The sequence below is a fragment of the Pseudomonas bharatica CSV86 genome (assembly GCF_000319305.2).
In the GTDB taxonomy this organism is placed as follows: Bacteria; Pseudomonadota; Gammaproteobacteria; order Pseudomonadales; family Pseudomonadaceae; genus Aquipseudomonas; species Aquipseudomonas bharatica.
The window spans coordinates 1,500,181-1,514,553 of record NZ_AMWJ02000002.1 but is presented as its reverse complement, the minus strand read 5'-3'; the positions used below and the strand labels follow the sequence as shown (position 1 = coordinate 1,514,553).

Sequence of the window (14,373 nt, the reverse complement as noted above, 5' to 3'; positions counted from 1 at the left end):
TCTCGCTTGATCAGGGACGTGGGTATTTCTTGCGCAGGGGTTCGAGCAGGTCGGACAGGCCGTTGTGGTCAACCTCGTGCATCAGCGCCAGCAGGCTGCCCAGCTCGCCCTTGGGAAAGCCTTGGCGAGCGAACCAGTTGAGGTAATGGCCGGGCAGGTCGGCGATCAATCTGCCCTGGTATTTGCCGTAGGGCATTTCACGGGTAACCAGCAGGACGAGGGCTTCGGGATTCATAAGAAAGACATGCAGGAAAAGGCTGACGACTGGCGGGACGATACAGGCAATCTGCACGAAGGCCAAAGGACAGTTCATGCAGAAAGCGAGCATACAGATTCGGGATTTTTTTCTAACTCATTGAAATCATTGATCTTTATTAAATAGGCGAAGCTGGCACGAAGCCTGCGATATCCCTTGCATCTTTCCTCATGCAAAAGGAGCTGTGTCATGACCGATACCAACAAAGAAGTCATTTCTGTCCTGAACGACCTGATCGAATTCAGCAAGGACGGCGAGAAAGGCTTCGCCACCTGCGCCGAGGACATCAAGCGCGCTGACCTGAAAGGTTACTTCCAGCAGCGTTCACGCGACTGCGCAACTGCGGCCAGCGAGCTGCAGCAAGAGGTGCGTAGCCTGGGGGGTGACCCGGAAACTTCCACCAGCCTGACCGGTGACCTGCACCGTCGCTGGGTCGACCTGAAGGCCATGGTGACTGGCAAGGACGACGAAGCGGTACTGAACGAGGCCGAGCGCGGTGAAGACCACGCGCTGAAGGCTTACAAGGAAGCGTTGGAAAAGTTGAGCAGGATCGCCCCGCAATCGAACGCCTACAGTCTTGTAGAGCGTCAGTACCACGGTGTGCAGCGCAACCACGACCAGGTCAAGGTGCTGCGCAACAGCGCTCGCGCCCAGTCCTGATCCTGGTCGTTAAAAAAGCCCCGCTTCGGCGGGGCTTTTTTCTGCATGAAGCTGGCCTATGCGCAGGCCACCTTCATGCGGGGGCTTCCACACGGTCGCGGCCATTGCTCTTGGCCCGGTACAGCGCCTCGTCCGCCTTGGCCATCAGTTCCGCCAGGCCCATCGCACATCCCGGCTCGTATACCCCGATTCCGATACTCACGGTTACCGAACGTTCATCCGCGCCGTAGGGCGGCAGTGCCCGCACGTTCAGGCGGATCCGTTCGGCCAGGATCAGTGCGCCTACCAGAACGGTGTCCGGCAGCACGGCCACGAATTCCTCGCCGCCATAGCGCGCCGCCAGATCGGTCGGGCGCAGCAGGCTGGCAGCGATGGCCCCGGCTACCCGCCGCAACGCCTCGTCGCCCCCGTGATGTCCATGCCGTTGGTTGAAGCCGCGGAAGTGATCCACATCAATCATCAGCACCGCGACAGGGCGCTGGGTCCGCTGTGCCCTGGCCCATTCCCGGCGCAGTGTCTGGTCCAGCTGGCGGCGGTTGGCCAGGCCGGTGAGGCTGTCGGTGGCCGCCAGTTCCTCCAGGCTGCGCTCGGCGCTGCGGCGGCGTTTCAGCTCGCGACCGAGCATCTGGCTCAGCCACAGGATGCCGATGCACAACACCGCCGTCGCTGTACTGACCAGGATCGCGGTGCGTTTCCACGCGCCATAGACCTCGCTTACCGACTGGGTCACCACCAGCACCAGCGGCAGCCCCTGGACGCGGGCGAAGGTATACAGGCGCAACTGGCCGTCATCTGCCGAGGACGCGGTGAAACTGCCGTTGCCCTCGGCCAGCAGGCGGCGGAAATTGGGCCGGCTGGCGAAGCTGTCACCGATCTGCTCGTTGCGCTGCACGCTTGGCTCCGTGGCGTTACGAGCCAGCAACCGGCCCTCGACGTTCATCAGGTTGATGGAGCTGTCGTGACCGACATCGAGCCGCTTGAACATGTCATTGAAGTGCGAGAGCCGCATCGCACCGATGGCCACGCCGGCAAATTTGCCATCGGCGCCGTCGATGCGCCGGCTGAAGCTGACGAGCCAGTGCGGATCGCCGTATCGCGCCTTGAAGGGCGGGCTGATGACCAGGCCAGTATCGGGATTGCGCCGGTGTTCCTGGAAGATCGGGTTTTCGGCGAAGCTGGCGGTGCGCGGGGTGGTGCTGGCCGAATCGGCGACCACCTTGCCGTCCTGGTCCAGCCAGAGGATATCGCCGCGTACCGTGCTGCCGAAGGCCTGGTTGAACAGCACCTGCTGGCGCATGGGCGCCGGGATGCCCAGCAGCTCTGGATGCTGCACTGCCCAGATCAGGCTTTGCAGCGACAGGTCGTACAGCTCGACATTGCGGACGATGTCGGTCTCGATCAGCTTGACGATATTGCCGGCCGAGCGGATGGCGCCCTGTTCCACGCTGGCCCGCTCGCGCATCAACAGGAAGGTGACGATGGCAATGATCGCTCCCACGGCAAGGCAACTGCCCAGGTTCAGGAGCAGCTCCGGGTGCTTCCGGTACAGGCCGGAGCGCGGGGCGGGATGTGCGCGTTCATGGTCGCGAGGTTGCCTGGGCGTCGATGGCGCCGGAAACGGATAACGCCGTGCGCCGGCGACAGGCTGGACTGTTCCGGGGGACGGTTCGGGTAAAGGAATTCCATGGTTTACCGCACGAAGGGCCTGTGCGGCGGCGGGTATTCTAGGTGGGGCGGGGATTGTAGGACAAGAATTTAGTGGTGGGGGCTGATGTATGGCTGTTGGTCATGTGTCGGGGCTGATGGCCTCATCGCTGCGGTTCGGCGGTCCGACAAGCCAGCTCCCACACGGACCCTGTGGGAGCAACTGTCTGTGAGGATTTTTTTTAAAACGATCCCGTCAGGCATGGCTTCGCCAGCGATACCGCGTAGCGGTGTCGCTGGCGAAGCCCGCTTTTCAGTAAATCAGCCCTCGTGCGCTATCAGGTTGCGGGTACCTGAGACCTCGGTTCTTTCCACTTCGAGCCATCTCGCAGCATTGCGTTAAGACGTACCAAGAGCTTGCGCATACATGCCACCACAGCGACTTTGGCAAGCTTGCCTCGTGCTCGCAGAGCCTCATATTCGGCTTTGACTTCCGGGTCGTGTCGAACCACCGACCAGGTCGACATGTAGAGCGCGCAGCGCACTGCATGGCGCCCGCCCTCAATCGACCTGGGGCCGCTCTTCTTGCCGCTGTCATTGTTGTACGGTGCCAATCCTGCCAGAGCCGCGATCTTGCGCCCTGTCACGCGCCCAAGCTCAGGTAGCGATGCCATGAGCGTGCCGCACGTAATGGCTCCAATCCCTTTCACCGATCTCAGCCGACTGGCCTTCTCCTGATCCAGCGCGTTCGAGGCCTTCTCAATCGACGCTTCCAAGGCCTTGATCTTCTTGTTCAGGTAAGTGATGTGATTGGCGTAGTCGGATATGGCTTTGCGGTAAGTCGTCTGCTGCATCCTGCGCTTGTTGCTGTCTCGATCCTTGACCAGGTTGCCTCGCAGCTTGATCAACTCCCCCAGCTCATCCCGAGCCTGATTAGGTTCAACCGGCGGCAAGTCCTCGATATCTCGAGCAAACTTCGCCAGCTTCTGAGCGTCGATCCTGTCGGTCTTGGCATACGTGCCCATGGATCTCATGTAATCGCGAGCACGCTTGGGATTAACGCGAATTACGTTCAATCCCCTTAATTGCAAGGTTTTGAACAAGGCCCTTTCATAACCGCCGGTGGCCTCAAGCAGGACCCGCTCGACCTCAAGTTCGTCCAGGCATGCGATCAACTGGGCGAAGCCATCAGGGTCGTTACTGATCTTAAACTGCGGGAAAGTCGCAGGAAGAAACCCCACATCCACAGTCGCTTTCGAAACATCAAGACCAACGTAGTAGGAAATCATCGCCAAGCCCTCTTACACTCAAGGAGTGAGAGCACTCTGACCTATCCCTAGCTTGTGATTTCGAGTTTTGCGGCTCATCCAACTGTTCGGGCTTCGGGTCAGAGTGAGAGGTGGATGGCGACTAGGCTCCCACTCGTGCTTAAAGCACCGCTGGCTTTCAGTCTGCCATCCACTGCTCTCACCCTTCTCAGTTTAAGAGCCCTTGAAGACACAAGCTGGCTTGCCAGCGATGAGGCCATGAATCAGAAGATGTTCACCGGATACTCGACGATCACCCGGTATTCATCGACATCGTTATCCACTGCCGAATACCCCTGGCTGCCCCGGTGCGCGGCCCAGCGCAGGCGCAGGGTCAGGTCCTTGAGCGTGCTTTCCTGGACGGTGTAGGCCAGGTCCAGGTCGCGTTCCCAATGCCGGGCATTCTTGCCGTCTTCACTGTACCAATGGCCATACCCGGTACCCGCCGGGTCGACCTTGGTCAGGTCCAGCTCACCCTTCGAATACGAGACCGATGTGGTCAGCCCCGGCACGCCCACCCCGGCGAAGTCGTAGTCGTACTTCAATTTCCAGGAGCGCTCGTTGGGCCCGTTGAAGTCCGAGTAGATCTGCGAGTTGTCGAGGAACACGCTGTCGCCCTGGTTGATGTAGTCGAACGGCGTGTTGCCATTGACCCGCTGGTACACCGCAGTGATCGCGTGGTAGCCGACAGTCACCGTGAAGTGCAGGCTGTAGGTGTTGTTGTCGATATGGCCGAGCAGGGCGTCGCCGGTGTCCTGGGTGTGGTAGTAGTGCAGGCCCGGGTTGAGGCTGACCAGGTCGTCGAGCTGCCAGGTGTAGTCGAGGTCGAAGTAGTACTGGTTCCAGATGTCCTTCAGCTCGGAGGCGTACAGGTTGCTGCTCAAGCCTTCGAGCGGCGTCCAGGCGGCGCCGGCCCAGTTCAGGTGACGGCTGTCGCGGTCGTCGGCGAGGCTGCCGTAGAAGGTATCGATGCGGCGGTGGCCACTCTGGTTGTACGGCTTGGTGAAGCTGGCCTGGCCGGCTTCGAGCATCAGGTTATCGATGCTGTTGTTGGTCAGGCTGAATCCGCGGAAAGTCTGCGGCAGCATGCGGCTTTCGCCGCCGGCGATCACCGGGTTGCTCAGGAACAGGTCACCGGCGCGCAGCACGGTGTCGAAGGCGCGCACCTTGATCGAGGCGCCGGCGCTGGAGAAGTCGTCCGGGGCCTTGCCGTAGTCATACCCTTCCTTGCCCGGGCTGTTGATCGGCAGGATGCTGGAGCCGGCGGTGCCGCCACCGCCATCCAGTTTCAGGCCGAGCATGGCATAGGCGTCGAGGCCGAAGCCGACACTGCCCTGGGTGAAGCCGGATTCGAACCTGCCGATGAAGCCCTGGCCCCATTCACGGTTATCGCGCACGCCGGGCAGCAACTGGTTGCGGTTTACATAGAAGTTGCGTGCCAGCACATCGAGGCTGGCGCCTTCGACGAAGCCTTCGGGCTTTTCTTCCTCGGCCTGGGCCTGCAGCGGCATAGTTGCAGCCAGTGCAAGAAAAAATGGGGTCAAACCTGGGGTCTTGATCACCTTGATGAACTCCTTGAGGTGGTTTTGCGGCAGTTTTTATTCTGGAGAGGGTGTTGTTCTTGTGCGGGGGCGTGCTGTGTTCCGGTACTTTTCACCAGGCAAAAAAAAGCCGCTGACGGGCAGCGGCTTTCAAAGACAGACGCAGCAGGACAAAAGTCACCCGCGCGAACGTCGAGGGAAAAACGAGAGGGCGTTGCTGGCGATCAGCTGTCGCTGGCGTCATTCAGGCTGGCCTTGGAAACGGTCTGTTCCGAATCTTTCGGAGCGTCCTGGCGTTGCTTGGCGAAGGCCTCGCGAGACTGCTCCATGGCCGCTTGATGGCGCGCAGTCTGGGCCACGAAGGCCTGGGATTCTTCAGCCATCGCCAGCGGCGAAAGCAGGACCGAGGACAGGACAAAAACGCTGGCAATACCCATGCTGTTGGACATTTGAACAACCTTCTTGCAGAGCAAGTATCTGTTTGGTGTGCTCAAAATAATCGTTAGCAAACGAACGAAAAAGACGGGTTTTGGAGATGGACTGTTGCTGTTTAAGTAATAGTCAGTCGAGAGGGGCGGATTAGAGGGCTTTGGTGTCAGTGAGGGCCTCATCGCTGGCAAGCCAGCTCCCACAGGTCCAGCGGTGCACACGATACCTGTGGGAGCTGGCTTGCCAGCGATAGGGCCCTCAAGCGGGCAGGAGAATGCCGAAGGTGTTGGCGCCATCCTGGCTGCGCACGAACACGCTGCCGCCATGCATCACCGCGATCGCCTTGACGATCGCCAGCCCCAGCCCGTGGTTGCCGCCGCCGATGTTGCTGCGCGCCGCATCCACCCGGTAGAAGCGCTCGAACAGGCGCGCCAGGTGCTCGTCGCCGATCGCCGGCCCCGGATTGCTCACGGCAATGCACACCTGCCCCTCGCTGCTGTCGATGCTCACGTGGATCACCTGCTGCGCCCCGGTGTGCTGCACCGCGTTGTTGATCAGGTTGATCAGCGCCCGGCGCAGATGGGCCTTTTCGATCCGCACCTGGGCGTCCCCGGTCACTTCGACGCGCACCTGGGCGTCTTCGAGGATGAAGTCCAGGTAGTCGAGGGTGGTCGCCACTTCCTCGGCCAGCGAGGTGCTGATCAGCGCCGTGGCCTTGCTGCCCTGGTCGGCGCTGGCGAGGAAGAGCATGTCGTTGATGATGCTGCGTAGCCGCTCCAGCTCCTCGAGGTTCGATTGCAGCACTTCGAAGTAATGTTCGGCGCTGCGCCCGCGGGTGAGGGCGACCTGGGTCTGGCCGATCAGGTTGGTCAGCGGTGAACGCAGTTCATGGGCGACATCGGCGTTGAAGGCCTCCAGCCGCGAGTAGGCCTGGTCGACCCGCTCCAGCGCGGCGTTGAAGGCCTGGGCGAATTGCTCCAGCTCAGGCGGCAGCGCCGAGACCCGCAACCTCCCGCTAAGCCGCGGCGGTGCCAGTTGCTGGGCTTCGTCGGAAAGCTGGCGCAGTGGCCGCAAGCCTATTCGCGCTACCCAGTAGCCCAGCGCCGAGGCCAGCAGCACACCGACCACGGCCAGGCTGACCAGGGCGATCAGCAGGGTGCGCTGGGTATTCCAGAAGGTGTCGGTGTCGATACCGATGAGGAAGCGCAGCGGCGGGCGCTGCTCCAGTGCCGGCAGTTCGCTGAGCATGATCTTGAACGGGTACGGACTGTCGGCCAGGTAGACGTCGCGCATCCCCGGTCGGCCCTCGGCGATATGCCGGATCACCGCGTCCGGCTGGCCATATTCGTAGCGGCTGTCGCTGCTCACCACCCAGAAGCGGATGCGCCGGTCTTCCTCGCTTAGCAGGTCGAGCTTGCGGGTGACCTTGCCCCAGTGTTCCTGGTTGCCGAAGCGCATCAGCGAGGATTCCAGCACGCTGTAGCGCGCCTCCAGCTCGGCCGAGGGCAGCAGGTCGAGGCTGCGGTCCACCTGCTTGTACAACGCCCAGCCGATCAGCACGAACACCAGCGCCGCAACCCCGGTGAACAGGGCGCTGAGGCGCAGCGCCAGGGAGTTAGCCCGCACGGTTTTCCAGGACATAGCCCATTCCCCGGATGGTGTGCAGCAATTTGCTTTCGAAGGGCCCGTCGAGCTTGGCCCGCAGGCGCTTGATCGCCACTTCGACGACATTGGCGTCGCTGTCGAAATTGATGTCCCAGACCAGCTCGGCGATCGCCGTTTTCGACAGGATCTCGCCTTGGCGCCGGGCCAGGACACTGAGCAGGGAGAATTCCTTGGCGGTCAGGTCCAGGCGTTGCCCGGCGCGGCTGGCCTTGCGGCTGATCAGGTCGACCCAGAGGTCGGCGACCTGGATCTGCACCGGTTCATGGCCGCCACTGCGTCGGGTCAGGGCTTGCAGGCGGGCGACCAGCTCGAGGAACGAAAACGGCTTGCCCAGATAATCATCGGCGCCTTCGCGCAGACCATGGATACGGTCTTCGACCCGCTCGCGGGCGGTGAGCATGATCACCGGGGTCTGCTTGCGCGCGCGCAGTGCACGGAGCACGCCGTAACCGTCCAGGCCCGGGAGCATCACGTCGAGGACGATCACCGAGTAATCGCCTTCCAGCGCAAGGTGCAGGCCCTCGATACCGTCCCGCGCCAGGTCCACGGTGAAGCCCTGCTCGGTGAGTCCGCGGTGCAGGTAGTCGGCGGTTTTTTCTTCGTCTTCGATAATCAGCACGCGCATGGTGGGTCCTGTAGAACGGGGTGGATCGGCACTGCTTGTGTAGGAGCTGGCTTGCCTGCGAAGGAGCGCATAGCGCTCCCAGACCATCCAGCTCGAGTTTGGGGACCGCTGCGCGGTCCTTCGCAGGCAAGCCAGCTCCTACCCTGATTGTGTTGCGCTTGCGAGGTCTTCAACAGGGCGGCGGTGGAACAGGCGCTCGAGGGCCAAGTATATGACCGGCGTGGTGAACAGCGTCAGGGCCTGGCTGACCAGCAGCCCGCCGACCACGGCAATCCCCAGCGGCTGGCGCAGTTCGGCGCCGGCCCCGGCACCGAGCATCAGCGGCACGGCGCCGAGCAGGGCGGCGAGGGTGGTCATGATGATCGGCCGGAAGCGCGTCAGGCAGGCCTTGTGGATGGCTTCCTCGGCGCTCATGCCTTGGTTGCGCTGGGCGTCCAGGGCGAAGTCGATCAGCAGGATGCCGTTCTTCTTGACGATGCCGATCAACAGCACCACGCCGATCAGGCCCATGATGGTGAAGTCTTGCCCCCACAGCCAGAGCAGCGCCAGGGCGCCGAGGCCGGCCGGCGGCAGGGTGGAGATGATGGTCAGCGGGTGGACGAAGCTCTCGTAGAGCACCCCAAGGATGATGTACACCGCCACCAGCGCGGCGAGGATCAGCCATGGCTGGCTCGACAGCGAACTCTGGAAGGCCTGGGCCGCGCCCTGGAAGGTGCCGCTGATCGAGGCCGGCATGCCCAGTTCGCGCTGGGTCCGTTCGAGGATGCTCACGGCATCGCCAAGCGCGACGCCGGGCGCCAGGTTAAACGACAGGTTGGCCGCCGGGAACAGGCCGTCGTGGGCGATCGATAGCGGGCCGGTGCTCGGCGCCTGGACGTTCGCCAGCGCCGCCAGCGGGACCATTTCACCGCTCAGCGGCGATCGCAGGTAGAAGTAATTCAGGCTTTCCGCGCGGCCGCGCTGGCGGGCATCCAGTTCGAGGATGACCTTGTACTGGTTGGTCTCGGTCTGGAATTCGCTGATCTGCCGCTGGCCGAAGGCGTCGTAGAGGGCCTGGTCGACATCCGCGGTGGTCAGGCCGAAGCGCGCGGCGGCCTTGCGGTCGATCTCGATGCGGGTGACGCTGGCGCCCAGTTGCAGGTCGTTGGACAGGTCGCGGAACGCCGGGTTGGCCTTCAGCCGTTCGGTCAGGCGTTCGGTCCACAGGTTAAGGGCCGGGCCGTCGTTGCTCTTGAGCACGTACTGGTACTGGCTGCGGCTGGGGCCGGAACTCAGGTTGATGTCCTGGCCGGCGCGCAGGTAGAGGACCACGCCGGGGACCTTCGCCAGCTTCGGCCGCAGGCGGTCGATGAACTCGCTGGCGGACACGTCGCGCTCGCCGCGGTCCTTGAGGGAAATCCAGAAACGTCCGTTGGCGATGGTCTGGTTGCTGCCGGTGACGCCCACCGAGTGGGAGAAGGCGCGTACCGCCGGGTCGGCGCCAATGATCTCGGCCAGGGCCTGGTGCTTGGCGATCATGTCCGGGTAGGAAACGTCCGCTGCCGCCTCGCTGGTGCCGAGCACGAAACCGGTGTCCTGCACCGGGAAGAAACCCTTGGGAATCAGCACATAGCCCACCACCGCCAGCGCGGTGCTGAGGAAGAACACGCCGAGCATCAGGCGTTGATGGGCCAGGGCCTTGTCCAGCAGGCGTTCATAGGCGGCGACCAGACGCTCGCCGAAGCCTGGCTTCTTCTCCTTGTCGTGGCCCGGGGCATTCATGAACAGGGCACACAGGGTCGGCGCCAGGGTCAGGGACACCAGCACCGAGATCAGGATGGTCGAGGTGGCGGTCAGGGCGAATTCCTTGAACAGCCGGCCGACCACCCCGCCCATGAACAGCAGGGGAATGAAGGCCGCCACCAGGGAAAAACTGATCGACACCACGGTGAAACCGATCTCCCGCGCGCCCTTCATCGCCGCCTCGCGACGGCTGTCACCCGCTTCCAGATGGCGGTGGATGTTCTCCACCACGACGATCGCGTCGTCCACCACGAAGCCCACGGCGATGACGATCGCCACCAGGGTCAGGTTGTTCAGGCTGAAGCCCATCACGTACATGAAGGCAAAGCTGGCGACCAGCGAGACCCCGAGCACCGCCGAGACGATCAGGGTCGCCGACCACTGCCGCAGGAACAGCGCCATCACCGCGATCACCAGCAGCACGGCGATGGCCAGGGTCAGTTCCACCTCGTGCAGCGAGGCGCGGATGGTCTGGGTGCGGTCCTGCAGCACCGAGACGTTGACCGTGGCCGGGAGCATCTCTTCCAGGCGCGGCAGCGCGTCGTTGACCCGGTCCACGGTATCGACAATGTTCGCCCCGGGCTGGCGGAAGATCACCAGGTTCAGGCCCTGCTGAGCGCCGGACCAGGCCTTGACGTAGGCGTTCTCCGCACCGCTGATGACCTTGGCCACATCCTTGAGCTGGACCGGCGCGCCGTTGCGGTAGGAGACGATCAGTTGCGCGTATTGCTCGGGGTGGAACAGCTGGTCGTTGGTCGCCAGGGTGGACACGCTGCTTTCGCCATAGAGTGCGCCCTTGGCCAGGTTGAGGCTGGTCTGCTGGATGGCCAGGCGCAGGTCGGCCAGGGTCAGGCCGAGGGCGGCGAGCCTGTCCGGCTGGGCCTGGACGCGGATCGCCGGGCGTTGCTGGCCGGTGATGTTGACCAGGCCGACCCCGTCGATCTGGCTCAATTGCCGGGCCAGGAGGGTTTCGGCGTAATCGCTGAGTTCGTTGGCCGGCATGTGCTCGGAACTGACCGTGAGGATCAGCACCGGGCTGTCGGCCGGGTTGACCTTGCGCCACGTCGGCGGGCTCGGCATGTCCTGGGGCAGGCGCGCGGTGGCGGTGTTGATCGCCGCCTGGACTTCCTGGGCGGCGGTGTCGATGTTCTTGTCGAGGGTGAATTGCAGGATCAGGCTGGTGGAGCCCAGGGCGCTGCTGGAGGTCATCTGGGTCATGCCGGGGATGGCGCTGAACTGCACCTCCAGCGGCGTGGCGACCGACGAGGCCATGGTTTCCGGGCTGGCCCCGGGCAGGTTGGCGGTGACCTGGATGGTCGGAAAGTCGGCCTCCGGCAGTGGCGCCACCGGCAGGCGCGGAAAGGCGATGGCCCCGAGCAGGACCAGGGCGAAGGTCAGCAGCAGGGTGGCGACCGGACGCTCGATGCACCAGGCGAAGATACCGCCGCGACCGCCGGGCAGGGCCGCGTTCATGGTTGTACGCTCGCTTCGCTACGGGCGACATCCTCGCTGGCCGGCCTGGCCTCGAGGATTTCCACGGTGGCGCCGGGCTTGAGCCGCGACTGGCCGTCGGCGACCAGGCGGTCATTGGCCTCGACGCCGGTGATGACGCTGAGCTTGCTGTCCTGGTAGGTCACCTTGACCGGTACCGCCTCGGCCTTGTCCCCGGCGATGCGGTAGACGAAATGCTTGTCCACGCCCTGGCGCACCACACCCGGCGGGACCACCAGGGCATCGCGCTCGATGCCGGTCTGCACCCGCAGGGTCACCAGTTGGCCGGGCCACAGGCGTGCATCGGGGTTAGCGAAGGTGGCCTTGGCGCGCAAGGTGCCGGTGCCGGCGGCGATCTGGTTGTCGATCAGGCTCAGGCGGCCTTCGCCGAGCAGTTGCCCGCCGGTGTCGCCGTCGCCTTCCAGATAGGCCTTGATCGGTGCGGCCTCGCGGCTGGCGGTGAGCTGTTGCAGGGTCGGCAGCCAGCTCTGCGGGACGGAGAACTCCACGTTGATCGGGTCGAGGCGGGTCACGCTGAACAGGCCCTGGGTGTCGGTGCTGCGCACCAGGTTGCCTTCATCGACGTTGCGGATGCCGACCCGTCCGCTGACCGGCGACAGGATCCGGGTATAGGACAGTTGCACCTCGGCCGCGGCGATATTCGCCTGGTTGCCGAGCAGCGTGGCCTGGAGCTGGTTGACCAGCGCTTGCTGCTGGTCGAGGGTCTGGCGCGAGATGCCGTTGTCTTCGCTGAGCAGGCGATAACGCTTCAGGTCGGTCTGCGCCACCTGCAGCTGCGCCTGGCTCTGGCCAAGCTGGGCGCGGGCTTGGTCTAGGCTGGCGCGGATGGCGCGGTCATCGAGGGTCGCCAGCAGGTCGCCCTTGTGCACTTCCTGGCCTTCCTGCACTGCGATCCGCGTCAGCACGCCCTCCACCTGGGGGCGGATCACCACGCTGTGCAGCGATTGCACGGTGCCGATGGCGCTGAGCAAACGCGGGACATCCTCGCGCTGCACGGCGATCACGCTGACCGGGATGGCGCTGGAGGCCGTGGGGCGTGCGGCCTGCGGGCGCTTGTTGACGAACCATGCGGCGCCGGCCAGAAGGACGATGGCCAGGAGGACAAGCAGCGTTCGAGGGCTGGAGATTCGCATGCGTCAAAGGCGCCGACAGGAGTGAAGAGTAAGGGCTGCATACCCTTATATAGGACAGAACGGGTCGCCACCGTGACGGCTGGCTGTCACGAATGTCAGCTACGGATCGTTACGGATGGACGGTGATGGCGATAGGCCTTAATGCTGCTCTGGGTCAAGTTTCCGTCAAGGGGCCAAACGTAGTATCTGCGCCCTGCTTTCATACCCCCATCCGAACGACGAGCGCCTCTCGATGAAGAGCAATCTGCCTGTGACCGGTCGAAATGTGGATTACCCCGTGGATGCGAACATCCTGTCCACCACGGATCTGACGAGTGCTATCACCTACGCCAATGACGAGTTCATCCGCATCAGCGGGTTTTCCCGCGAGGAGCTGATCGGCAGCGCGCACCATATCGTGCGCCATCCGGACATGCCACCGGCGGCCTTCGAACATATGTGGCAGACCCTGAAGAAGGGACGCTCGTGGATGGGGTTGGTCAAGAACCGCTGCAAGAATGGCGATCACTATTGGGTCAGCGCCTTCGTTTCGCCGATCACCAGCCATGGCCAGACTGTCGAGTACCAGTCGGTGCGGACCAAGCCGAGCGCGGCGCAGATCGACGCGGCCGAGCGGTATTACGCGCGCTTGCGCCGTGGCCAGCGCAGCCTGGCGGAGCGCCTGCCGGCATTGGGCATGGGCACCCGTCTGACCCTGGGTCTGGGCGCATTGCTGGCCCTGGTGATGGGTGGCAGCGAGCTCCTGCTGCCGGAGTTTCCCGGGCGGGCCGTGGCGCAGTGGGGGGTATTCGCCGGACTTGCCGCGCTGATGATCAAACGGGCCCTGAGCCCGCTGGAGCGCCTCGGCGAACGCGCCCGTGACATCGCCGACAACCCGCTGAGCCAGCGCCTGTACACCGGGCGTCGCGATACCGTGGGGCAGGTCGAGTTCGCCCTGCAGATGCTCGAAGCGCAGATCGGCGCAGTGGTCGGGCGCATCGGCGACACCTCCAGGCGCCTGGCCGGGCATACCGCCGAGCTGGCCAGCCATCTGCAACACAGCCATACCACCACCCTCGGCCAGCAGGGCGATGCCGACCAGGTCGCCGAAGCGATCAACCGCATGGCCGCGCGGGTCGCCGAGGTCGCCAACAGTGCCCAGCAGGCCTCGAAGGCGGCGGACCAGGCCGAAGGCGAGACCCAGGTCGGGCATCAACTGGTAGACCAGAGCCGAAGCACCATCCTGCAACTGGCGGGTGTCCTGGCCGAGGCGACCGACGTTGTCCACACCCTGGAAAACCACAGCGAAGAGATTTCCGGCGTGCTGGAGGTTATCCACAGCATTGCCGAGCAAACCAACCTGCTGGCCCTGAACGCAGCGATAGAGGCGGCGCGGGCCGGGATCACGGGCGTGGCTTTGCAGTGGTGGCCGATGAAGTCCGCGGCCTGGCCCAGCGCACCGCGCAATCGACCGGTGAGATCCAGCGCATGATCACCATGCTGCAGAACGGCGCCCGGGATGCAGTGCAGGCGATGCAGCAGAGCAGCGACCATGCCGGCCAGAGCGTCGAGCAGGCCCAGCACGCCACCCAGGCGCTGCACGGCATCAGCCAGCGGGTCAACCAGATCAGCGAGATGAGCCTGCAGATCGCCTCGGCGGTGGAGCAGCAGAGCCTGGTCAGTGAAGACATCAACCGCAACATCATCAGCATCCGCCAGGCCAGCGAGCAAAGCGTCACGGCGGGCCAGCGCGGTCATTCCACGGCCAGCGACGTGGCCGGGCTCGCCGAAGACCTGCGGCGCCTGGCCGAAGAGTTCTGGTGCCGGCGCCAGTAATGCC

10 protein-coding genes and 2 pseudogenes are annotated in these 14,373 nt (G+C 63.9%); 3 read left to right on the top strand and 9 right to left on the bottom strand.

The genetic code is table 11. The annotated features are described in order from the left end of the window. Positions 1-10: 10 nt before the first annotated feature. Positions 11-235: a DUF3820 family protein gene (locus tag CSV86_RS20820; RefSeq protein ID WP_009404419.1), complete on the bottom strand. Its 225-nt coding sequence runs from the start codon at positions 233-235 to the stop codon at positions 11-13. 210 nt (positions 236-445) lie between these two features. Between CSV86_RS20820 and CSV86_RS20815 the strand changes: the two genes are divergently transcribed. Further along, a complete protein-coding gene (locus tag CSV86_RS20815; RefSeq protein WP_009404417.1) occupies positions 446-916 on the top strand; it encodes a ferritin-like domain-containing protein in 471 nt (156 codons plus the stop codon). Positions 917-989: 73 nt separating this feature from the next. Here the strand turns inward: CSV86_RS20815 and CSV86_RS20810 are convergent, their stop codons facing one another. The 8 genes from CSV86_RS20810 to CSV86_RS20775 all read right to left on the bottom strand — a co-directional run bounded on the left by CSV86_RS20810 (position 990) and on the right by CSV86_RS20775 (position 12,554). Beyond that, positions 990-2,414, bottom strand: a complete 1,425-nt coding sequence (locus CSV86_RS20810) for a sensor domain-containing diguanylate cyclase (RefSeq protein WP_311985859.1) — start codon at positions 2,412-2,414, stop codon at positions 990-992. A 484-nt stretch (positions 2,415-2,898) separates the two neighbouring features. Beyond that, the gene (locus CSV86_RS20805) at positions 2,899-3,849 is read right to left on the bottom strand and encodes an IS110 family transposase (protein WP_009404413.1); all 951 of its coding nucleotides are present in this window, start codon (positions 3,847-3,849) and stop codon (positions 2,899-2,901) included. Between the two features lie 242 nt (positions 3,850-4,091). Beyond that, positions 4,092-5,378: an OprD family porin gene (locus tag CSV86_RS20800; protein ID WP_051032727.1), complete on the bottom strand. Its 1,287-nt coding sequence runs from the start codon at positions 5,376-5,378 to the stop codon at positions 4,092-4,094. A gap of 254 nt (positions 5,379-5,632) precedes the next feature. Then, positions 5,633-5,857 carry a hypothetical protein gene (locus CSV86_RS20795; protein WP_009404410.1) on the bottom strand — a complete coding sequence of 75 codons (225 nt, stop codon included), beginning with the start codon at positions 5,855-5,857 and terminating at the stop codon, positions 5,633-5,635. Between the two features lie 238 nt (positions 5,858-6,095). Beyond that, positions 6,096-7,478 carry a heavy metal sensor histidine kinase gene (locus CSV86_RS20790; protein ID WP_009404409.1) on the bottom strand — a complete coding sequence of 461 codons (1,383 nt, stop codon included), beginning with the start codon at positions 7,476-7,478 and terminating at the stop codon, positions 6,096-6,098. Next, complete coding sequence (locus CSV86_RS20785) at positions 7,453-8,127, bottom strand: heavy metal response regulator transcription factor (RefSeq protein WP_009404408.1); 675 nt, start codon at positions 8,125-8,127, stop codon at positions 7,453-7,455. The genes CSV86_RS20790 and CSV86_RS20785 overlap by 26 nt, the downstream gene beginning before the upstream one ends. A 138-nt stretch (positions 8,128-8,265) precedes the next feature. Beyond that, positions 8,266-11,382, bottom strand: a complete 3,117-nt coding sequence (locus tag CSV86_RS20780; protein ID WP_009404407.1) for a multidrug efflux RND transporter permease subunit — start codon at positions 11,380-11,382, stop codon at positions 8,266-8,268. Beyond that, positions 11,379-12,554 (bottom strand): efflux RND transporter periplasmic adaptor subunit, encoded by a 1,176-nt coding sequence (locus tag CSV86_RS20775; RefSeq protein ID WP_009404406.1) that lies wholly within the window; start codon positions 12,552-12,554, stop codon positions 11,379-11,381. Before CSV86_RS20775 ends, CSV86_RS20780 begins: the two co-directional genes overlap by 4 nt. 232 nt (positions 12,555-12,786) lie before the next feature. Here CSV86_RS20775 and CSV86_RS33500 point away from each other — a divergent pair. Together CSV86_RS33500 and CSV86_RS33495 are read left to right on the top strand one after the other, a co-directional pair. Continuing rightward, positions 12,787-13,200 (top strand): annotated as a pseudogene (locus CSV86_RS33500) (PAS domain-containing protein); the annotation flags it as partial. Between the two features lie 183 nt (positions 13,201-13,383). Continuing rightward, a pseudogene (locus CSV86_RS33495) lies at positions 13,384-14,369 on the top strand (methyl-accepting chemotaxis protein); the annotation flags it as partial. Between the last annotated feature and the right edge of the window lie 4 nt (positions 14,370-14,373).